The organism is Conexibacter stalactiti (assembly GCF_033542075.1).
Taxonomy (GTDB): domain Bacteria; phylum Actinomycetota; class Thermoleophilia; order Solirubrobacterales; family Solirubrobacteraceae; genus Conexibacter; species Conexibacter stalactiti.
In genome coordinates this window covers 1-20,005 of the sequence record NZ_JAWSTH010000046.1, presented here as the reverse complement: position 1 = coordinate 20,005, position 20,005 = coordinate 1, and the positions used below count along the sequence as shown (strand labels likewise).

The window sequence follows — 20,005 nt, the reverse complement described above, 5'->3', positions numbered from 1 at the left end:
TGTCGCGGGCAGCGGGGGTTTCCACCCACGTCGCCCGCGGCTAGGCTCACACCATGTCGTATCGATTGAGCCTCGCCGACGCGCCTGCCGCCTCGATCCGCGCCTGCGCTCGCGAGCAGCTGAACGGCGCCGTGCGCGAACTGGAGTCGCCCGGCGACGATCCGGCGAAGGCGATTCACCAGGCGCGCAAGCACCTGAAGAAGACGCGCGCGCTGCTGCGGCTGGTGCGGCCGGCGCTCGGCGAGCGAGCCTACCGCGCCGAGAACGACGCGCTGCGCGACGCCGCCGCGAAGCTGTCGGCGACGCGCGACGCCGACGTGCTGGTGGCGACCGTCGACGCGCTCGCCGCCGCCGCGGTCGGCCGGCTGCCCGCGAGCGACCTCGATGCGCTGCGGGCGGCGCTCGTCGCCGAGGCGGCCGCCGCGCGCGCACACGCGCCCGTTGACGGCGCCGCGCCCACGGACGCGCCGGCCGGCGACGGGGCAACCGCCGTCGCGGCCGCCGTCGCGCAGGAGCTGCGCGACATCCACGCGCGCGTCGACAGCTGGCCGCTCGACGACAGCGACTGGGAGACGGTCGTCGCCGGCATCTCGCGCGCGTACGCGCGCGGGCGTGACGCTCGTGCGCTCGCGGAGGCCGACCCGACCGTCGAGCACCTGCACGACTGGCGCAAGCGCGTGAAGGACCTCTGGTACCACCACCGGCTGCTGAAGCCGGTCTGGCCGGCCGTCTTCGACGCCTGCGCCGAGGAGGCCCACGTGCTCTCCGAGCAGCTCGGCGACGACCACGACCTCGCCGTCCTGCGCGCGCGGCTGGAGCAGGGGATCGACGGGCTCGCCGTCGACCTCGATCCGCTGCTGGCCGTCGTCGAGGAGCGCCGCGGCGCGCTGCAGGCGCAGGCGCGCCAGCTCGCCGCCCGTCTCTACGCGGAGAAGCCGAAGGCGTTCGAGCGGCGCGTCACGACCTGCGTCGAGGCCGCCGTCGCTGAGACCGGCGCCGCGGCCGGCGCCTGAGGCGTCGTCACATGGCTGAGGAGATCGAGCGCAAGTTCGTCCTCGACGCCCCGCCGCAGGGACTCGACGACCATCCCTCGGTCGCGATCGAGCAGGGCTACCTGGCGCTCGACGGCGACGTGGAGGTGCGCGTGCGCAGGCGCGGCGAGCACGCCTTCCTGACCGTCAAGTCCGGCGGCGGCCGCCGCCGCGTCGAGCAGGAGCTGGCGATCGGGCTGGAGCAGTTCGGCGCGCTGTGGCCGCTGACCGACGGCCGCCGCATCTCCAAGCGCCGTTATCTGGTGCCCGCTCCCGACGGGCTCCAGTTCGAGGTCGACGTGTATGGCGGCGCGCTCGACGGCCTCGTCGTCGCCGAGGTCGAGTTCCCCGACGACGCCGCCGCCGACGCCTTCAGCGGGCCCGAGTGGCTCGGCCGCGAAGTGACCGACGACCCGCGCTGGAAGAACCAGGCGCTGGCGCTGCACGGCCGCCCGGAGTAGAGGCAGCCGCACGCCGCACCGCCGCGCGGTCCGTCAGGATGTCGGCCATGCGCCGCGTCGCCGAGCAGGTCCGCCGATGAAGCCGATCTGGTTCGTCGCCGCCGCGGCGGTGCTCGCCTTCGCGTGGTGGAGACGGCGCAGACTTGAGCCGCCGCTGCTGATCGGTCTGCTGCTGATCGCCGCCGGCAGCGTCGTGTACGCGACCGGGCTGGTCGAGTTCCCCGATCTCGAGGAGGTCCTGACCGACCTCGGCAGAGCGCTCGGCACCTGGACCTACCTGCTCGTCGGCGTCCTCTGCTTCCTCGAGAGCGGTGCCGGCATCGGCCTGCTGGTCCCGGGGGAGACGGCGATCATCGTCGGCGGCGTCGTCGCCGGGCAGGGCGAGATCGACATCGTGCTGCTGATAGCGATCGCCTGGGCCACCGCGGTCGCGGGCGACTTCACCAGCTTCCTGATAGGCCGCAAGCTCGGCCGCGCCTTCCTGCTCAAGCACGGGCCGCGCGTGAAGATCACCGAGTCGAGAATCGAGCAGGTCGAGGCGTTCTACGACAAGCACGGCGGCAAGGCCGTCTTCCTCGGCCGCTTCGTCGGCCTCGTGCGCGCCGTCTCGCCGTTCGTCGCCGGCTCCTCCGGCATGCCGGCACGGCGCTTCCTGCCGTACGACATCCTTGCCGCGGGCATCATGGTGACCGCCTTCTCGCTGCTGGGCTACCTCTTCTGGCACTCGCTCGACAGAGTCCTGAAGATCGCCAGACAGGGGACGCTGGCGCTCGGCACCGTGATCGTCGTCGTGATCGCGATCGTCGTCGCCGTCCGCTGGCTGCGCGTGGAAGCCAATCGCGACAGGCTCGACGCCTGGATCGAGCAGCAGTCGCACAAGCCCGGCATCGGCCCGGTGATCCGCTTCCTGCGGCTGCTCGGCCGCAAGCTCTCCGGCCCGGCGCGCTTCCTCTGGAACCGCCTCACGCCCGGCCAGCTGGGGCTGGAGCTGACCTCGCTGCTGGCGATAGCGGCGGTCGGCTCGTTCGTCTTCTTCGGCTACATCATCGCCCTGGACCCGATCACCGAGCTGACCCCCGGCGACCGTCGCGGCGTGCGCTGGTCGGGCGACCTCGAGTCCGCCTGGCTGACCGACCTCGCGAAGGTCGTCACCCATCTCGGCGCTCTGCCGATCGCCGGCGGCGCGCTCGCGCTCGTCGCAATCGTGCTGCTGACGCGGCGCGAGTGGCTGGAGGGACTGGCGCTGCTGTCGGGCGGCGTGTTGACGTACGCCGGCGTCCACCTCACCAAGAACGCGACCGACCGCCCGCGGCCGCTGGAGCCGCTCGTCGACGCGATGGGCTCCTCGTATCCGTCAGGCCACGCCGCCTACGCCGTCTTCTGGGTCGCGATCGCCGTCGCGCTGCGGCGCGCCTTCCCGGGGCTCGCCTCGCGCGCGATCGTGCTGACCGCCGGGATCGCGATCGCCGTCGCGGTCGGCCTGACGCGCATCTACCTGCGCGTGCACTGGTTCTCCGACGTCGCCGGCGGCTGGGGTCTGGCCGCGATGTGCTTCGCGCTGACCGGGATGATCGCGCTGATCGTCAGCTACTTCACAGGCGGCGACGCGGCGCATGAGGCCGACGCCGCCGCCCCTGTCAGCTCCCGCTGACGGCGCGTCTGAACAGCAGGAAGCAGACGACCGCGACGATCGCGGAGACGACCCACACGGCGTTCGGGAACGCGGTCACGATCGCGAGCAGGAGCCCGACGACGGCGACGACGCCGAAGACGCCGGAGGCCAACACGAGCTGGTAGGCCCGCTGCTCTCTCTGGCGGCGCGTGGGGCGGTTGGAGGAACGGCGCTGGATGTCGCTCATCGCTTCATCTTCGCATGCACCCTCTTCGGCGACCGGTCCGCGCCGCACGGACGAGCGGTACGAAGCCTGACATCGGACGTTCGTCCCGCGCCCTCGGGACCTTCGCGGGAGGGTGTTCCCATCTTCGGCCCTCACTTCTCGCGCGTTCGCGTGCCAGACTCGCTGCTCATGTTGGAGGGTCGAACGAGGGAGGTCGCCTGGCTGGGCGACCGCATACGAGGGTTGCGCGAGGGAGCGGCCTTCGCCGCTGTCGTGCGCGGCGAGGCCGGCGTCGGCAAGAGCGCGCTGATCGACGCGGCGCTGCTCGACGAGCCGGCGTACGGCACGCGTGTGCTGCGGGCGCGCGGCTACGAGTCCGACAGCGAGATCCCCTACGCCGGCCTGCTCGAGCTGGCGACGCCGCTGCTCGACCTGCGCGAGACGCTGCCGCAGGCGCAGCGGGCGGCGATCTCCTCGGCCTTCGCGCTGGAGCCGCCGACCCCGCACGACCGCCTCGCGGTCGCCGCCGGGCTGCTCGGCCTGCTCGCGCAAGCCGCCGAGCGCGAGCCGCTGCTGGCCGTCGTCGATGACGTCCACTGGCTCGACGACGCCTCGCGCGACGCGATCCTCTTCGCCGCCCGCCGGCTCGTCTCCGGCGGCGTCGGGATGGTGCTCGCCGCGCGCGACGGCGCCGCGCCCGAGCTGGACCTCGGCGGCGTGCGCGAGCTGCGCCTCAACGGATTGGAGCTGCCCGACGCGCTGAAGCTGCTGCGGCGCGGCGCGCCGAAGCTGCCGGCCAGCGTCGCCGAGTCGATCGTCGTCGCGACCGCCGGCAACCCGCTCGCGCTCGTCGAGCTGCCGGGGGCGCTGACGCCGGCGCAGCTGGCCGGCGAGGCGCCGCTCGCCGACCCGCTGCCGGCCAGCGCCGCGATCGAGCGCGCCTTCTCGCGCCAGGTCGCCGAGCTGCCGCCCGACACGCGCCGCGCGCTGCTCGTCGCCGCCGCTCTGCATCGCGGCCGGCTCGACCTGCTGACGGCCGCGCTGCGCAGGCTGGAGCTGCCCGAGGACGTGCTCGCGCCGGCCGAGCAGGCGCGCATCGTCGCCGAGCGCGACGGCGACCTCCTCTTTCGTCACCCGCTGCTGCGCGCCGCCGTCTACCACGCCGCGGCGAGCAGCGAGCGGCGCGTCGCACATGCCGCGCTCGGCGCCGTCGCGACCGATCCGCGCGTGCGCGCCTGGCATCTCGCGCATGCCGCCTCCGGCGCCGACGAGACGGTCGCCGCGGCGCTCGAGGAGGCCGCCCACGACGCCCGCGCTCGCAACGGCCACGCCGAGGCGGCGCGCGCCTTCGAGCGCGCCGCGCAGCTGTCGACCGACTCGGTCGCGCAGGGCCGCCGCGCGCTCGACGCGGCACAGGAGCACGCGGTCGCCGGCCACGTCGGCAGCGCCCTGGCGCTGCTCGACGAGGCCGAGCCGCGCGTCGAACCCGCGCTCGCGCCTGCCGTCGCACGGCTGCGCGGCAACCTCGCGATGCGCCGCGGCGAACCGCTCGCGGCGCAGCGGATCCTCGAAGGCGAAGCGGAGCGCGCGCTCGCCGTCGGCGACCACGCGAGCGCCGCGACGCTGCTGCTGGAGTCGTCGATCAGCTACACGATGACCGGCGACCACGCCGGCATGTTCGCCGTGCTGGAGCGGGCAAGCACGTCGGCGGCGGTCGCCGGCGGCCCCGCCGAGCTGATCACGCGGATCATGCTCGCCGTCTCGCGCTCGGTCGCCGGCGGCGCGCGGCAGGGCGCGGCACAGGAGCTGGCCGTGATCGAGCCGCTGCTGACCGACTTCGACCCGACCGGGCTCGGCGAGCCGCTCGGCCTCTACGCGCAGGCGTCGATGTGGCGCGACCCCGACCGCGCCGCGCGCGTGCTCGACTGGCTGATCGGCCGCTACCGCGACGCGAGCGCCTTCGGCGCGCTGCCGTTCCCGCTGACCGTGCGCGCGATGCTGCACGAGCGGCGCGGCCGCTGGACCGAGGCGGAGGCCGACGCGGAGGAGGCGGTGCGGCTCGCGCGCGAGATCGACCAGGCGACGATCTTCGGCTTCTGCCTCTCGACGCTCGCGCTCGTCGAGGCCGGCCTCGGCAGGGTCGAGGACGCGCGCGCGCACGCGCGCGAAGGTCTGGAGCTGACCGACGCCGCGCACGCGCGCAACCTCGGCATCTACCTGCTCGCCGCGCTCGGCCGCGCCGAGCTGGCCGACGACCGCCCCGAGGCCGCGGCCGCCGCGCTCGACCACGCCGCCGAGCGCGCGCAGGAGCTGAACTGGCGCGAGCCGAGCGTCGTGCAGTTCTCCGGCGACCACATCGAGGCGCTCGTGCGGATCGGTCGCGAGGCCGACGCGCGCACGGCGCTCGAACGGCTCGCCGCCGACGCCGAGCTGACCGGCGGCCCGTGGGGCAACGCCGTGCTGGAGCGCGGCCGGATGCTGCTCGCCCCGGCCGACGAGCTCGACGCGCACGCGCAGGCGGCGCTCAGATGGCACGAGCTCGACGGCGGCCCCTTCGACCGCGCCCGCACCGAGCTGGCGTGGGGCGAGCGGCTGCGGCGCCGGCGCCGGCGGATGGACGCGCGCGAGCCGCTCGAACGCGCGCTGCAGACCTTCCGCGCGCTCGGTGCCGAGCCGTGGGCGCGACGGGCCGCCGACGAGCTGGCGGCGGCCGGCGGCACGCGGCCGTCGGAGGGCGCGCCGCGGACCCGCGACGAGCTCAGCGCGCACGAGCTGAAGGTCGCGCTGATGGTCGCCCACGGGATGACGAACAGAGAGGTCGCGGCGGCGCTGTTCCTGTCGCCGAAGACGATCGAGCGCCATCTCAGCCGCATCTACCGCAAGCTCGACGTGCGCTCGCGCACCGAGCTGGCGCGGCTGCTCGCCGCCGACACCTGATCGCGCCGACGACGGTGCGGCCAGCCGTACCGTGTCGCGACCGCGCCAGAGGGTAGGGTCCCGACGGGATGGCGCAGGCGATCGACGTGCAGGGGCTCAGCAAGCGGTTCGGCGACAAGCTCGCCGTCGACGACCTGTCGTTCTCGGTCGAGTTCGGTCGCATCGTCGGCTTCCTCGGCCCCAACGGCGCCGGCAAGACGACGACGCTGCGCGCGCTGCTGGGGTTGATCGCCCCGACCGGCGGCACCGCCACGATCGTCGGCCAGCCGTTCACCTCGCTGAGCGATCCGGCCGGCACCGTCGGCGCGGTGCTCGACGGCGGCATGTTCCACCCCGGCCGCAGCGGCCGCAACCACCTGCGCACGCTCGCACGCGCCTCCGGCGTCTCCGACGCGCGCGTCGAGGAGCTGCTGGAGCTGGTCCAGCTCAAGCAGGACGGCAGACGCCGCACGAAGGGCTATTCGCTCGGCATGCGCCAGCGGCTCGGGCTCGCGGCGGCGCTGCTCGGCGACCCGAGAGTGCTCGTGCTCGACGAGCCGGCCAACGGCCTCGACCCGCAGGGGATCCGCTGGCTGCGCGACTTCCTGCGCGCGCTCGCGGCCGAGGGGCGTGCGGTGCTCGTCTCCTCGCACGTGCTCGCCGAGGTCGCGCAGACCGCCGACGACGTCGTCGTGATCCACCGCGGCAGATCGATCCTGCAGTCGTCGCTGCCGGAGCTGCTCGCGCAGCATGCCGGCGGCACGCGTGTCGCCGGCCCGGACGTCGGCCGCCTCGCCGAGCTGCTGCGCGCCGACGGGGCGGCCGTGCGCGCCGCCGACGGCGACGGCTCGATCGTCGTCAGCGACCGCGACGGCGTGCAGGTCGGCCGCATGATCGCCGCCAACGCGATCGTCATCTCCGAGCTGGCGCCGGTCGCGCAGTCGCTCGAGGACGTCTTCTTCGAGCTGACCGGAACGCAGGGAGGCCCGGCATGAGCCGCGCACTGTCGAGCGAGCTGCTGAAGCTCCGCACCACCCGCACCTTCTACGCGCTCGTCGGCAGCTCGCTCGGGCTGGTGCTGCTGATCGTCGGCCTCGCCGCCGCGCTCGACAACAACTGGGAAGGCAACTCCACGCCGCCGTCGATCGACCTGCTCGGGATCGCCTTCCTCTGTCAGCTGTTCGCGCTCGTGCTGGGGATCCTCGCCGTCACGAGCGAGTTCCGCCACGGCACGATCACGCCGTCGCTGCTGGCCGTGCCGAGCCGCACGCGGCTGATCTCGGCGAAGCTCGCCGTCCACCTCGGTGCCGGGCTGCTGTTCGGCCTCGCCACCGTCGTGCTGATCCTGGTGCTGTCGTCGGCGATCTTCTCGCTGCGCGACATCGACAACTCGGTCGGCGGCAGCGAGCTGCTGAAGGTCGGTCTCGGCAACGCCTTCTCGATCGCGCTCTACGCCGCGCTCGGCGTCGGCATCGGCGCCGTCGTGCGCAACCAGGTGGGCGCGATCATCGGCGCGCTCGCGTGGATCTTCGTGATCGAGTCGCTGCTGACGATCATCCCCGGCTTCGAGGACACGATCACCAAGTACGGCCTCGGCGGCGTCGCCGGCGGCCTCTCCGGCAGCGACGAGTTCACCGACGGCGGCGAGCTGCTCGCGCAGGTGCCCGCCGGCCTGCTGCTGGCGGCATACGTGGCGATCTTCGTGATCGCCGGCACGGTGCTGCTCAAGCGCCGTGACATCAGCGCGTAGCGACGCTCGCGCCCGCCCGCGGCGGGAACCGACGCCGCCCGCCTCCGCATCGCTTAGTATCGCCTCCGGCATGGCCCGGTGGAGAGTGAACGGCGGCGCGAACGCATGAGCTGGTGGGCTGTCCCGCGCGGTTGGATCGAGTCGTTCGGCGACATCGTCCGCTTCGCGATGCGGATCTTCGGCGAGGTCTACGGCGGCCGCGTCTTCCGCTTCTTCGGCGAGGCGCTGCGGCAGGCCGGCCTGCTGATCCTCTCCTCGACGCTCGTGATCTGGGGCCTGGTGTTCATCATCGGCCTGCAGTGCGGGATCGAGGGCGCGTACTTCACGCGCGGCACCGGCACGCCGAACTACGCCGGCGTCTTCACCGCCTGGTGCGACCTGCGTGAGCTGGTCCCGTACGCCTTCGGCTACATGATGGCCGCGAAGGTCGGCACCGGCATCGTCGCCGAGATCGGCTCGATGCGGATCACGGAGGAGATCGACGCGCTCGAGGTGATGGGCATCAGCTCGATGACCTTCCTCTGCGGCACGCGCCTGCTCGCCTCCTGGATGGTGCTCCCGTTCGTCTACATCGGAGGCGTCGGAGCCGCCTTCATCGCCTCCTACCTTGCGGTGGTGGTGCAGATCCACGAGGTCTCGGCCGGCGGCTACGAGCTGATCTTCTGGGCCTTCCAGAATCCGACCGACCTCTTGTACTCGCTGCTGAAGGGCGCCTTCATGGCGACCGGCATCGTCGTCGTCGGCTGCTACTACGGCTACAACGCCTCCGGCGGCCCGGTCGGCGTCGGCACGGCGACGGCGAAGTCGATGGTGCTGAACCTCGTCTATGTCCACCTGATCGGCATGATGGGCACCCAGCTGTTCTGGGGCGCCAATCCACGAGCGCCGATCGGCGGTTAGGGCCCGCCGCGAGCGGGCCGCGCACGCAGCATCCGACGCCGCCGGCTTTCGGGCGGCGTTCGTCGTTCCGGGGTAGGCTCGCTCCCATGAGGAGAATCGCGCTGCTGGCGGCCGCAGGGCTGCTGGCGTCCCCCGCGGCCGCGCTCGCCGAGCCGGCCGGGAAGTCGACCCTGCAGGAGACGATCAGAGTCCAGGGCGGGTACGGGAAGGGTCCGTACCACCCGCTGGAGCGCGGGGGAGGGGAGCGCTACACGGTGCGGACCACGCTCGCCCCGGCCGGCAGAGCGCGCGCCAGAGCGCGTCGCTCGCTCGCCTTCTTCGGCCAGCTGACCGATCCGCAGATCGCCGACGAGATGTCGCCGGCGCGCGTCGAGCTGCTCGATCCGGCGGGCGGCGCGGTGAGCGCCTCGTGGCGACCGCAGGAGGCGCTCGGCACGCACGTCTTCGACGCGACGATCCGCAACGTCAACCGCAACCGCGTCAGCCCCGTGAAGCAGGGCGACGGCAAGCGGGCGAGACTCGGCTTCGCGATCACGACCGGCGACCTGCCCGACAACACCCAGCGCAACGAGACGCAGTGGATGGTCAGCGTGCTCGAAGGCGGCCGTGTCGATCCCTTCTCCGGCAAGCCGCTCACCGCGACCAACTCCTGCCCCGGCGCGACGCCGGAGCAGATCGCGCAGATGAACGACGATGTCGCCAACCGCCGCTACACCGGCGTGCAGGACTACAGCGGCTACCCGTCCGCCGGCGCCGACCGCCAGGCCGGCTTCTGGGACCCGGACGTCGCGCCGCGGGGCGGGGCGTACGCCTCCTTCCCGCGCTATCCCGGCCTGATGGACCGCGCCCAGCAGCCGTTCACGGCCGAGGGCCTGAGAATGCCGTGGTACTCCTCGCGCGGCAACCACGACGGGCTCGTGCAGGGCAACGCCTCGGCCTCCAGCCCGATCTTCCAGGCGATCGTCAGAGGCTGCCTGAAGATATACCCGACGCAGGCGTTCGACCCGGCGCTGTTGATCGGCAGAAGCGGCGACGAGGCGCTCGCGGCGATCGGCAACCCGGCCTTCGTCGGCAGACTGCTCAGTGGCGCCGGCAGAACGCCGCCCGACCCAGACCGCGCCTTCGTCTCCAAGCCCGAGTACAAGCAGCTGCAGGGCACCGGCGACAGACGCCACGGCTTCGGCTTCACCGCGAAGGATGAGCTGACGGCGTCGAGAGGGACCGCGCTCTACTACTCGTTCAGCCCGCGCAGAGGGCTGCGCTTCGTCTCGCTCGACACGGTCGCCGAGGGCGGCGGCTCGGAGGGCAACGTCGACGACCCGCAGTACCGCTGGCTGGTGAAGACGCTGAGAACGGCGGCCAGACGCGACGAGCTGGTGATCGTCTACTCGCACCACACGCTCGAGACGACGACGAACAGAACGCCCGACGAGGAGGCCGGCTGCGACAACCCGCAGGGCGCCGGCTGCGACGGCGACCCGCGCAGATCGACGCCGCTGCACCTCGGCCTCAGCGGCAGAGCGAGCATCCGCGACCTGCTGCTGGCGAACCCGCACGTGATCGCCTACGTCAACGGCCACACCCATCGCAACGCGGTGAAGGCGTTCAAGCGCGGCAGATCGGGCTTCTGGCAGGTCAACACCGCCTCCCACGTCGACTTCCCGCAGCAGTCGCGCACGCTCGAGCTGCTCGACAACCGCGACGGCACGCTGTCGCTGTTCGGCACGATCCTCGACACCGCCGCGCCGATCGCCGAGCCGCCGCCCGGCCCGGCCGCGGCGTTCAGCGACACGCAGCTCAGCTCGCTCGCGCGCACGCTCGCCGCCAACGACCCGCAGACCCGCCCCGTCACCAGCGGCGATGGCCCCGGCCGCAAGAGCGACCGCAACGTCGAGCTGCTGATCCGCGACCCGCGCTAGCGGGTCGGGTCGGCGGCTCCTCCTCCCGGAGGAGCGTCATCTGGCATCCCCTCAGGGGACGCTGGATGACGCTCCTCGGGCGAGTGCGGCGCGGAGGGCGGCGGCGGTCTCGGCGGGGCGGCGGACGACGTCGTCGTGCGTGAAGCGCAGGACGGTCCAGCCTTCGAGCGTCAGCGTGTTCGACTTGCTGCGATCGCGGTGGAAGGCGTCGCGCGTGCGGTGGTGCTCCCAGCCATCCAGCTCGACCGCCACCCGCGGCTCGCGCCACAGCGCGTCGACCTCGAAGGCGTGGGCGGGGAACCAGACGTTCGTGCGCGGCTGGGGGAGGCGGGCGCGCGTCACGAGCGTCAGGAAGCGCTCCTCCAGCTCTCTGCGCGTGAGCTGCGTCGCGCGGGCGCGTGCTTCGTTGAGCGCCGCATGCATCGCGGCATGACCGCGGCCGCGGCGGCCGGCGGTGCGCGCCAGCGCCGCCTCGATCGTGCGCAGGTCGAAGCTGCGCAGCTCCTCGGCGCGGCGCAGCGCGCGCAGGAGCTGGTCGGCCGGCACGATGCCGGCGAGGTCGACGAGCGTGCGCGCCACGGTCGTGACCGGCATGCCGTCCGCTCGCGTGCGATCGGCGTCGTCGAGCCGCTGGCGAGCGTGCAGCCTGATCCCGTCGAGCCCGGTGCGGTGGGCCGCCGTGGCGACGTCGATCGCCGCGCCGTTGTGCGGCCGCAGCCCGTGCAGCGATGCGGCCGAGCGGTGGCTGAGGACGGCACCCGGGCCGCTCGCCAGCACCGCCGCAAGCCACCGCCCCTCGCGTCTCAGCTGCGCGTGCCCGACCGCGTAGACGCCGGGGTGGAGGCGCAGCAGGCGCCCGTTGCGCACGCGCGACGCGATCGGCTTCGCGCCGAGCCCCGCCCCGAGCAGCTGACTCCTGCTCACCACCCCGTGCTGCCCAGCCGCCAACTCCCCGATCACCCGATCCACAGACCGAGGAGCGTCATCTGGCATCCCCTGAAGGGACACTGGATGACGCTCCTCCGGTGGCGGGACGGTGGCGCTGCGCACCTCCTACACGGTGGCAGGGGAACTGTCGCGTGTCGGCTCGGCTTCGTGCGGATTCTGCGGAGGGATTGCGGGCTCCGGCGCGTCCGGTCTGCGGCGCGGCAGGAACAGCGCCGGGATCAGGGCGAGCAGGAGGATCGCGACCGGCCACCAGAAGGTGTGGGCGAACGCCTCGGCGAGCGCGGGGGCGACTCTGTCGCGCGCCGCCTCGGGGATCGCGGCGATCGCGCCGAGGCCCGACTCGCCGCCGGCCGCGCCGGCGCCCGCGCCGCCAGCCGGCGCCACATCTCTGAACTGGTGCTGGAGCACGACGGCGAACAGCGCGGTGCCGATCGAGCCGCCGACGCGCATGAGGATGTTGAGCGTGGTGGTCGCGCGCGGGACGGCCGCGTGCGAGAGCGTCTGGTACGCCGCCGCCATCGACGGCATCATCGTCGCGCCGGTGCCGAGGCCGGCGACGAACAGCGATCCGGCCAGCAGCGCGTAGCTGGTGTCGGCGCCGAGCTGGGTGTAGGTGAAGTAGCCGAGCGCGACGAGCGGCAGGCCGCAGAGCACGACCTTGCCGGCGGCCCCTCTGTCGACGATCCGCCCGGAGATCGGCATCATCACCGCCGCGCCGAGGCCCTGCGGGGCCATCAGCAGGCCGGCGTCGAGGGCAGACTGGCCGCGGACGATCTGGTAGTAGAGCGGGAACAGCAGCATCGCGCCGAACATCGCGCTGCCGAACAGCACGGTCACGCCGGCCGCGGCCGAGAAGGCACGGACCTTGAACAGCCGCAGGTCGAGCAGCGGGTGGTCCGAGCGCAGCGAGTGGACGACGAACAGCACCACGAGCACGAGCCCGGCGATCATCGGCAGCAGCGCGCCGGCTGAGCCGAAGCCGCGCGTCGGCGTCTCGGCGAGGCCGTAGACGAACAGCGCGAGGCCGGGGGAGAGCAGCAGCAGGCCGAGCAGGTCGAGCTTCTCGCCCGGTCTCGGCACGTCCCTGTCGAGGATCCGCCACGCCAGCGGCAGCGCGATCAGCCCGATCGGGACGTTGACGTAGAAGATCCAGCGCCACGAGACGTCGTCGACCAGCCATCCGCCGAGCACGGGGCCGAGGATCGGGCCGAGCAGCATCGGCACGCCGACGATCGACATCACGCGCCCGACGCGGGCGGGGCCGGCGGTCTGCGCGAGCACGGTCATGCCGGCCGGCATCACCATGCCGCCGCCGATCCCCTGGAGGATCCGGAACGCTATGAGCGAGCTGGCGTCCCAGGCGAGGCCGCAGAGCGCCGAGCCGAGCACGAACAGCGCGACCGACGACATCCACAGCCGTTTGGTGCCGAAGCGGTCGGCCGCCCAGCCGGTCAGCGGGATCACGGTCGCGAGCGCGAGCAGATACGCGGTCGAGACCCATTGGATCGTCGACAGCGAGACGTCGAAGTCGCGCGCCAGCGTGTCGATGGCAACGTTGACGATCGTCGTGTCGAGGATCGTCATGACGGCGCCGAGCACGACGACGGCGGCAACCATCCAGACGTGTCTCGGCAACGGCTCGCCGGCGGCGGTATGGGACTGAGCTGGGGTGTCGGGGCCTGACATCGGTAGCTCCTCGGATTGGACTCGCCGAGAATCGTTCCAGATCTGAATGATTCATGCAAGTAATGGTTCAGACATGGAATGACTGTTATGCTGGCCATGTCATGTGCCCGCCAGCACCAGATGCCATGCAGGGAGTGACGTTCACGCTCTCGCAGCTCGGCTTCCACGTCGCGACGCGCTTCGCCGAGGCGATCTCGCCGCTGGGGCTGGTGCCGCCGCACGTCGGGATCCTCCAGATCGTCGGGCGCGAGCCGGGTCAGAGCCAGCAGGCGCTCTCGAACAAGCTCGGAATACCGCCCAACCGCCTCGTCGCGCTGATCGACGAGCTGGAGGCGCGCGGCCTGATCCGACGTGAGCGCCCGCCGACCGACCGCCGCGTCTTCGCCCTGCACCTGACCGACGACGGCGAGCGGATGCTGAGACGCGTGCGCGACCTCGGGATCGAGCACGAGGCCGCGATCACCGCCGCGCTCAGCGACGAGGAGCGGGCGACGCTCGCCGAGCAGCTGCGCCGGATCGCCGCCGAGCAGGGCCTCGCGCCCGGCGTCCACCCGGGCCTGCTGAAGCTGCGCTAAGCCCCCCGGCTCGGCCGCCACTCCCGCAGCAGCAGCGCGATCAGGTAGACCCCGCCGAGCACGCCGGTGACGATCCCGACCGGCATCCGCGCCGGCAGCAGCCGCTGGGCGATCAGGTCGGCGCCGAGCAGCAGTGCCGCGCCCATCAGCGCGGCGGCGATGACGCCAGGCCCGCTGGCGCGCGTCAGGCGGCGCGCGATCTGCGGCGCGGCGAGCGCGACGAAGAGGATCGGGCCGGCGGCCGAGGTCGCGACCGCCGTCAGCGCGACCCCGCAGCCGAGCAGCCCGAGGCGGGCCCGCTCCAGGCGCACGCCGAGCGCGCCGGCGGCGTCGTCACCCAGCTCCAGCGTGCGCAGCGATCGCGACAGGGCGACCAGCAGCGGCACCAGCGCGACGAGTGCGACGGCGAGCGGCCGCACGTGCTCCCAGCCGCGGTCGTCGAGGCTGCCGACGATCCACGTCGAGGCGACCAGCGCGTCCTCGATTCTCGCTCTCGTCAGCAGGTAGTCGGTCAGCGCCAGCAGCATCGCCGACAGCCCGATCCCGATCAGCACGAGCCGGTAGCCCGACACGCCGTCGCGCCACGCCAGCAGGTAGACGGCGATCGCGGTCAGCAGCCCGCCGACCAGCGCCGAGCCGGCGATCGCGAAGCTGCCGCCGCCGAAGACGACGATGGCGAAGACGGCGGCGGCCGAGGCGCCGGAGGTGAAGCCGATCACGTCGGGGCTGCCGAGCGGGTTGCGCGTCAGCGACTGGAAGATCGCGCCGGCCGCGCCGAGCGCCCCGCCGACTAGCAGCGCCGTCAGCGCGCGCGGCAGCCGCAGCGTCTCGACGACCAGCTGCGTCAGCTCGTCGCCGCCGCCGAGCAGCGTGCTCACGACCTCGCCGAAGGAGAGCGGGTAGTCGCCGGTCCCGATCGAGAAGACGAGCAGGACGAAGCAGACGAGCGCGAGCAGGACGCCGACGACCAGCGCACGCGGGTCGACGCGGGCGCTCGCGGGGCCGAGGCGGACGCTGCGGGCTCTCACAGCCGCGCCACTCTCCCGCGCCGCACGAGCGCGATGAAGACGGGGCCGCCGAGGAAGGCGGTGACGATCCCGACCTGCACCTCGGCGGGGCGGCTGACGACGCGCCCGAGCGTGTCGGCGGCGAGCAGCAGGATCGGTCCCAGCACGACCGAGTACGGCAGCACCCAGCGGTTGTCGGGGCCGGCGATCGCGCGCGCGATGTGCGGCACGCTCAGCCCGACGAAGACGATCGGGCCGGCGGCGGCGGTCGCGGCGCCGCACAGCAGCGTGACGGCGAGCGCGCCGGCCGCGCGCGTGCGACCCGGGCGCGAGCCGAGCGCGCGGCCCAGCTCGTCGCCGAGCGCGAGCGCGTTGAGCGGTCGCGCGAGCAGCAGCGCCAGCAGCAGCCCCGCGACGATGAACGGCGCGACCTGCTCGACGATCGCCGCGTCGCGCCCGGCCAGCGAGCCGACGGCCCAGAAGCGGTATTGCGAGAAGGTCTGCGGATCGCCGAGCGCGATCCCCTGCACGGCCGCGAGCAGCGCGAACGTGACGGCGGTGCCCGCGAGCGCGAGCCGCACGGGCGAGGCGGCGGCGCGGCCGCGCGCGCCGATCCCGTACACGAGCGCGGCGGCGAGCGCCGCGCCGAGGAAGGCGAACCAGACGCGCTCGGCGCCGTCGCCGACGCCGAACCACGCGAGCCCGGCGACGACGGCGAAGGCGGCGCCGGCGTTGACGCCGAGCAGGCCGGGGTCGGCGAGCGGGTTGCGCGTCAGCCCCTGCATCAGGGCGCCCGCGGCGCCGAGCGCGGCGCCGGCGAGCAGGCCCAGCAGCGTGCGCGGGATCCGCAGGTCGTGGACGACGAGCGCGTTCTGCGAGCCGTCGTTGTCCCACACGAGCGACCAGACCTGGTCGAGCGGGATCGAGCGGGTGCCGATGCTGACGCTCAGCAGCGCAACGAGCGCCAGCGCGGCAAGCGCCGCGGCGAGTCCCGCGGCGCGGCCGGCGTTGCGCCCGCTGGTCAGCCTCTCACCGCTCTGTCGAGCTGCGGCAGCACTCTCTCGAGCGCGTACGGGATGCTGAGCACGGTGCTCCACGTCAGCGCGGCGGATGCGAGCGGGTCGGTCACGTAGACGACGCGGCCGTCTCTGACGACGTCGAGCGCCTGGTAGACGGCGAGTCTGTCGAGCTGTCTTCTGATCTCAGGGCTGAAGCCGAGGTTCCACACCAGCAGGTCCTCGTCGAGCAGGTCGATCCGCTCGTCGCTGATCGTCGCGCCGTCCTTGTCGCCCGACAGTCTGCCGATCTCGTCGCTGAGCCCGAAGCCGAGCGAGGTCATGAAGCGCGAGCGCGGGTCGGTCGGGCTGCGCGCGAACGAGCTGCCGGGCTCGAAGCGCTCGGCGACGACGGCGGTCTTGCCGGCGAACTGCGGGTGGTCTCTGGCGGCGGCGGCGAACTGCGCGTCGACGTCCTCGACCAGTCTTCTCGCCTCGGCCTCTCTGCCGAGCGCCTTGCCGACGACCTCAGTCGCGTCCTGCCAGGCGATGCCGTAGTCGACGGTCCCCCTCGGCTGCAGCACGGTCGGGGCGATCTTCGAGAGCGTGTCGTACTGCTTCTTGCTGACGCCGCCGTAGAGCGCGAGGATCAGGTCCGGTCTGAGGCCGATGATCTGCTCGTAGTCATACGACTGGTTGCCGGTGAACTCGCCTCTCGCGAGCACGGTCGGTCTGGCGGCGGTCGCGGCGAGCGCCGCGTCGGCCCACGGCCAGGTCGCGTACTCGTAGTCGCCGTACCAGTCGGTCACGGCGATCGGCGCGACGCCGAGCGCGAGCACCGCGTCCTGGTCGCTGAGGCCGAGCGTGATCACGCGTCTGGGCTGCGACTCGATCGTCGTGGAGCCGAGGTTGTGCTCGATCGTGACGGGGAAGGCGCTGTCGGCCGGCGCGGTCTCGGTCTGGGTCGCGGCAGCGGCGGTGCCGGTCGCGCTGTCGTCGTCATCGCTGCCGCAGGCGGCGAGCGTCAGCGGGACGGCGAGCAGCAGCAGCAGCGCGAGCAGCCGCAGGCCGCGGCGCGCGGAGATGGGGGACACGATGGACTCCGGGACGTTCGAGGAGGGAGAGGAACCTTAGGGAACCCTAACAAGGCTTCCCGCCGCGCGGGCCCGCCATGCAGCGGCGCCGCGTGCGCCCAGCGCGCGGCACGCTGCGGACCCCTCGCGCGCGGCCGCCTCCCTACGCCGCCACCAGCAGGCTCGTCCCGTACAGCGCCAGCGCGCCGGCCGCGATCCCGAGCGCGGCGCGCGGGTGCAGCAGGCGGCCGTCGCCGTCGCGCATGGCGGGGGCGATCTGGACGATCACCTGCACGATCGCGCCGACGCCGACGCCCAGCAGCAGCGTCGACAGCTCCGGGTTGGAGACGGTCGCGCCGAACAGCGCGCCGAGGATCGCCGGGCCGCCCGCGATCAGCCCGAGCCCGAGCAGCACGAGCAGCGACGGCCGTCTGTCGGCCGCCAGCGGCGCGACGATCGCCAGCCCCTCGCTCGTGTTGTGGATCGCGAAGCCGACGACGAGGAAGGCGCCGAGCGCGAGCGCGCCGATCGCGTACGCCGAGCCGATCGCGAGCCCCTCACCGAAGTTGTGCAGCCCGATCCCGATCGCGATCAGCAGCGCCAGCCGTCCGCCGGAGGCACCGGCCGCCTCGGCGCCGCTGCGCCGCCGCCGCATCCAGGCGTCGAGCCCCGCGAGCGCGAGGTAGGCGAGCCCGGCGCCGAGGAAGACCAGCTCGCCGCCGCCGAAGGCGCCGCCGCTCTCGTTCCCGGCCTCCAGCCCTTCGAGCGTGCCGTCGAGCGCGAGGAAGGCGAGCAGGCCGACGGTGAAGGCCATCAGCAGCTCGATCCAACGGCTGCCGGCACGCCGCAGCAGCGGCAGGAAGAACATCCCGAGCGTGACCGGGATGACGCCGACGTAGAGGCCGAGCAGCACCATCAGGCCAAAGAAGTCGCCGTCGGTCGCGGGCGTCTCGACCGCGAACGGGATCTCGGCGGCGATCACCGCGCCAGTCGAGGTCAGCAGGTTGATCGCGTACGGCGAGCCGTCCTGCCACGGGTAGTCGAGCGTCAGCGTCGCCGAGGAGAGGCGGCCGATCTCCGGCGTGCTGCGCGCGAAGTCGACGAAGGCGTCGTTGACCGAGACCTGCGCGATCGCGACCGGGTCGGGGCCGGTGTTGCGGACGGTCAGCTCGATCTCGCCGGGCCGCAGCACGGTCCGCTCGACGGCCAGCTCCTCGATCGGCGGGCCGCTGCGCTCCGGCAGCGAGTCGCCGCCGGCGAGCGCGAGCGCCACCAGGACCGTCACGACCAGCGCGACGATCCCGGCGGCCAGCAGCGGCAGCGGCAGGCGGCCGCTCGCGGGCGGGCTCTGCGCGGCGCCGGACATCAGGCGACCACCTCGAACAGGCCCATCCAGCCGAGCTCGGCGAACTCGCTCTTGTGGGCGTGGAACATGAACTGCCCGAGGTGGGGGAAGCGCAGCTCGAGGATCCCGCGCTGGCCCTGCACCTGCGCGATCGTGTCGGTGAACTCGATCGGCTGCAGGCTCGTCCCGGTCGGGAAGTGGTGGAAGAAGTTGCCGTGCAGATGGAACGAGTTGACCGGGTCGTACTCGAGCAGGTTGGAGAGGTAGATCCGCACCAGCTCGCCGCGTCTGACCCTGATCGGCTCGTGCACGTAGTGGAACGGGATCCCGTTGACGTGGTAGAGCTGGTTGCCCTCCGCGTCGAAGGTCGTGTTCCAGCCGGCCTGCACCATCACCAGCTCGTCGGCGTCGGGCCGGCCGGCTCTGGGGTCGATCACGAACGTGCCGAACATGCCGCGCGCGATGTGCTCGGCGAGCGGAGCGGCGTGGCAGTGGAAGAGGTGCAGCCCGAACGGCTCGGCGTCGAACTCGTAGACGGTCTTCTCGCCCGGTTGCAGCAGCCCGGCGCCCTGGCCGGCGACGCCGTCCATCGCGCTCGGGTGGATCCCGTGGAAGTGCATCGTGTGCGGGTGCGCGGAGCCGTTGATGAAGGTGATCCGCAGCAGCTCGCCCTCGCGGCAGCGCAGCGTCGGGCCGGGGACGCGGCCGTTGAAGGTCCAGGCCGGGAAGCTGACGCCGGGGGCGACCTCGATCTCCTTGTCGAGCGCGTAGACGGTCCACTCGCGCAGCGCGCGGCCGTTCGGCAGGCGGCGGGTTCTGCCCCAGTCGAAGTCGCGCAGCAGCTCGGTCGGGTGGAAGCCGTTGCGGACGTGGTCGACCGTCTCGCCGGCGCGGAACGTCGGGCCGGCGGCGCCGCCGTGGGCCATCCCGGGGTCGCCGGCGCCGTTCGGCGCGGTGCCGTTCGCGGTGCCGTGGCCCATCGCGGCGTGGTCGTGGCCGGCGGCGAGCGCCTTCGCGGTCGGCAGGGCGACGGCGGCGAGGCCGGCGGACGAGAGCAGCGAGCGACGCGTGGTCTTCTGCATATGGTCCAAGTAAACCACAGTTAAGGCACGCCAAAGTTTTGAGTTCGCCGGAGTTGGAACTGGGCGCGGCAGCGCTTCGGTACCGTGGCGATTCGTTGTGACGCGAGCCGTGGCGATCCTGGAGCGACTGCCCGCGTGGGCGACGACGGGCGTCGGATCGCTGCCGCACGACGATCCGGCGCAGGCCGTCGCGCACTGCGTCGCCGCCTATGAGCTGCCGTTCTGCCCGCAGCTGCCGCGCCTCGACGGCGACATGGTCAGCGAGTGGCTCGGCGCCGATCTCGCCTCCGCCGGCTGGACGCGCGCACGTGAGCGCGGGCGCCCGCGCGCGTGGGAGGCGCTGCTGGCGCGGCTCGACGCCGCCCCGCCCGCGCACCGGATCGTGAAGCTGCAGGTGACCGGGCCGGCGACGCTCGCCTGCGCGCTGGAGCGGGCCCGCGGCGCCGCCGGCTCTGGCGCGGTCGCCGCCCCGCCCGCCG

17 protein-coding genes and 1 pseudogene are annotated in these 20,005 nt (G+C 73.2%); 10 read left to right on the top strand and 8 right to left on the bottom strand.

Features of this window, described 5'->3' with window-relative positions; all coding sequences use genetic code 11:
• The first annotated feature begins 53 nt into the window (after positions 1-53).
• From R7226_RS17110 to R7226_RS17100, 3 genes are all read left to right on the top strand, one after another.
• Positions 54-1,013, top strand: coding sequence for a CHAD domain-containing protein (locus R7226_RS17110; RefSeq protein ID WP_318598444.1), 960 nt, complete (start codon positions 54-56; stop codon positions 1,011-1,013).
• Between the two features lie 11 nt (positions 1,014-1,024).
• Positions 1,025-1,492 (top strand): CYTH domain-containing protein, encoded by a 468-nt coding sequence (locus R7226_RS17105; RefSeq protein ID WP_318598443.1) that lies wholly within the window; start codon positions 1,025-1,027, stop codon positions 1,490-1,492.
• A gap of 76 nt (positions 1,493-1,568) precedes the next feature.
• Positions 1,569-3,143: a bifunctional DedA family/phosphatase PAP2 family protein gene (locus tag R7226_RS17100; protein WP_318598442.1), complete on the top strand. Its 1,575-nt coding sequence runs from the start codon at positions 1,569-1,571 to the stop codon at positions 3,141-3,143.
• On the opposite strand, the gene R7226_RS17095 is transcribed toward R7226_RS17100, so the two are convergent.
• Positions 3,130-3,351 carry a hypothetical protein gene (locus R7226_RS17095; protein ID WP_318598441.1) on the bottom strand — a complete coding sequence of 74 codons (222 nt, stop codon included), beginning with the start codon at positions 3,349-3,351 and terminating at the stop codon, positions 3,130-3,132. The two genes, R7226_RS17100 and R7226_RS17095, sit on opposite strands and share 14 nt — an antisense overlap.
• A gap of 168 nt (positions 3,352-3,519) precedes the next feature.
• On the opposite strand from R7226_RS17095, the gene R7226_RS17090 reads away from it, so the two are divergent.
• The 5 genes from R7226_RS17090 to R7226_RS17070 all read left to right on the top strand — a co-directional run bounded on the left by R7226_RS17090 (position 3,520) and on the right by R7226_RS17070 (position 10,815).
• The gene (locus tag R7226_RS17090) at positions 3,520-6,267 is read left to right on the top strand and encodes a helix-turn-helix transcriptional regulator (RefSeq protein ID WP_318598440.1); all 2,748 of its coding nucleotides are present in this window, start codon (positions 3,520-3,522) and stop codon (positions 6,265-6,267) included.
• A 68-nt stretch (positions 6,268-6,335) separates the two neighbouring features.
• Entirely contained in the window at positions 6,336-7,241 is a 906-nt protein-coding gene (locus tag R7226_RS17085) for an ABC transporter ATP-binding protein (protein WP_318598439.1), read from the top strand.
• Entirely contained in the window at positions 7,238-7,996 is a 759-nt protein-coding gene (locus R7226_RS17080) for an ABC transporter permease (protein WP_318598438.1), read from the top strand. The genes R7226_RS17085 and R7226_RS17080 overlap by 4 nt, the downstream gene beginning before the upstream one ends.
• 105 nt (positions 7,997-8,101) lie before the next feature.
• Positions 8,102-8,896, top strand: coding sequence for an ABC transporter permease (locus tag R7226_RS17075; RefSeq protein WP_318598437.1), 795 nt, complete (start codon positions 8,102-8,104; stop codon positions 8,894-8,896).
• A gap of 86 nt (positions 8,897-8,982) precedes the next feature.
• Positions 8,983-10,815 (top strand): metallophosphoesterase family protein, encoded by a 1,833-nt coding sequence (locus R7226_RS17070; RefSeq protein ID WP_318598436.1) that lies wholly within the window; start codon positions 8,983-8,985, stop codon positions 10,813-10,815.
• 51 nt (positions 10,816-10,866) lie between these two features.
• On the opposite strand, the gene R7226_RS17065 is transcribed toward R7226_RS17070, so the two are convergent.
• Together R7226_RS17065 and R7226_RS17060 are read right to left on the bottom strand one after the other, a co-directional pair.
• A complete protein-coding gene (locus R7226_RS17065; RefSeq protein WP_318598435.1) occupies positions 10,867-11,808 on the bottom strand; it encodes a type IV toxin-antitoxin system AbiEi family antitoxin domain-containing protein in 942 nt (313 codons plus the stop codon).
• 60 nt (positions 11,809-11,868) lie between these two features.
• On the bottom strand, positions 11,869-13,449 hold the full coding sequence (locus R7226_RS17060) for a DHA2 family efflux MFS transporter permease subunit (protein WP_318598433.1): 1,581 nt from the start codon (positions 13,447-13,449) through the stop codon (positions 11,869-11,871).
• Between the two features lie 125 nt (positions 13,450-13,574).
• On the opposite strand from R7226_RS17060, the gene R7226_RS17055 reads away from it, so the two are divergent.
• Positions 13,575-14,024 (top strand): MarR family winged helix-turn-helix transcriptional regulator, encoded by a 450-nt coding sequence (locus R7226_RS17055; protein ID WP_318598431.1) that lies wholly within the window; start codon positions 13,575-13,577, stop codon positions 14,022-14,024.
• On the opposite strand, the gene R7226_RS17050 is transcribed toward R7226_RS17055, so the two are convergent.
• The 5 genes from R7226_RS17050 to R7226_RS17030 all read right to left on the bottom strand — a co-directional run bounded on the left by R7226_RS17050 (position 14,021) and on the right by R7226_RS17030 (position 19,526).
• Positions 14,021-15,052: a FecCD family ABC transporter permease gene (locus R7226_RS17050; RefSeq protein WP_318598429.1), complete on the bottom strand. Its 1,032-nt coding sequence runs from the start codon at positions 15,050-15,052 to the stop codon at positions 14,021-14,023. The two genes, R7226_RS17055 and R7226_RS17050, sit on opposite strands and share 4 nt — an antisense overlap.
• Positions 15,049-16,056, bottom strand: coding sequence for a FecCD family ABC transporter permease (locus R7226_RS17045; protein WP_404827868.1), 1,008 nt, complete (start codon positions 16,054-16,056; stop codon positions 15,049-15,051). Before R7226_RS17045 ends, R7226_RS17050 begins: the two co-directional genes overlap by 4 nt.
• Positions 16,053-17,120, bottom strand: coding sequence for an iron-siderophore ABC transporter substrate-binding protein (locus tag R7226_RS17040; RefSeq protein ID WP_318598425.1), 1,068 nt, complete (start codon positions 17,118-17,120; stop codon positions 16,053-16,055). The genes R7226_RS17045 and R7226_RS17040 overlap by 4 nt, the downstream gene beginning before the upstream one ends.
• A 142-nt stretch (positions 17,121-17,262) precedes the next feature.
• Positions 17,263-18,465, bottom strand: coding sequence for a ZIP family metal transporter (locus R7226_RS17035; RefSeq protein ID WP_318598423.1), 1,203 nt, complete (start codon positions 18,463-18,465; stop codon positions 17,263-17,265).
• The gene (locus R7226_RS17030) at positions 18,465-19,526 is read right to left on the bottom strand and encodes a multicopper oxidase domain-containing protein (protein WP_318598421.1); all 1,062 of its coding nucleotides are present in this window, start codon (positions 19,524-19,526) and stop codon (positions 18,465-18,467) included. The genes R7226_RS17035 and R7226_RS17030 overlap by 1 nt, the downstream gene beginning before the upstream one ends.
• Positions 19,527-19,623: 97 nt before the next feature.
• On the opposite strand from R7226_RS17030, the pseudogene R7226_RS17025 reads away from it, so the two are divergent.
• A pseudogene (locus R7226_RS17025) lies at positions 19,624-20,005 on the top strand (hypothetical protein); the annotation flags it as partial.

Coding starts and splice junctions, on each gene's coding strand:
- R7226_RS17110 (WP_318598444.1), top strand. CDS start 54: ATGTCGTATCGATTGAGCCTCGCCGACGCGCCTGCCGCCTCGATCCGC.
- R7226_RS17105 (WP_318598443.1), top strand. CDS start 1,025: ATGGCTGAGGAGATCGAGCGCAAGTTCGTCCTCGACGCCCCGCCGCAG.
- R7226_RS17100 (WP_318598442.1), top strand. CDS start 1,569: ATGAAGCCGATCTGGTTCGTCGCCGCCGCGGCGGTGCTCGCCTTCGCG.
- R7226_RS17095 (WP_318598441.1), bottom strand. CDS start 3,351: ATGAGCGACATCCAGCGCCGTTCCTCCAACCGCCCCACGCGCCGCCAG.
- R7226_RS17090 (WP_318598440.1), top strand. CDS start 3,520: ATGTTGGAGGGTCGAACGAGGGAGGTCGCCTGGCTGGGCGACCGCATA.
- R7226_RS17085 (WP_318598439.1), top strand. CDS start 6,336: ATGGCGCAGGCGATCGACGTGCAGGGGCTCAGCAAGCGGTTCGGCGAC.
- R7226_RS17080 (WP_318598438.1), top strand. CDS start 7,238: ATGAGCCGCGCACTGTCGAGCGAGCTGCTGAAGCTCCGCACCACCCGC.
- R7226_RS17075 (WP_318598437.1), top strand. CDS start 8,102: ATGAGCTGGTGGGCTGTCCCGCGCGGTTGGATCGAGTCGTTCGGCGAC.
- R7226_RS17070 (WP_318598436.1), top strand. CDS start 8,983: ATGAGGAGAATCGCGCTGCTGGCGGCCGCAGGGCTGCTGGCGTCCCCC.
- R7226_RS17065 (WP_318598435.1), bottom strand. CDS start 11,808: ATGCCAGATGACGCTCCTCGGTCTGTGGATCGGGTGATCGGGGAGTTG.
- R7226_RS17060 (WP_318598433.1), bottom strand. CDS start 13,449: ATGTCAGGCCCCGACACCCCAGCTCAGTCCCATACCGCCGCCGGCGAG.
- R7226_RS17055 (WP_318598431.1), top strand. CDS start 13,575: ATGCAGGGAGTGACGTTCACGCTCTCGCAGCTCGGCTTCCACGTCGCG.
- R7226_RS17035 (WP_318598423.1), bottom strand. CDS start 18,465: ATGTCCGGCGCCGCGCAGAGCCCGCCCGCGAGCGGCCGCCTGCCGCTG.
- R7226_RS17030 (WP_318598421.1), bottom strand. CDS start 19,526: ATGCAGAAGACCACGCGTCGCTCGCTGCTCTCGTCCGCCGGCCTCGCC.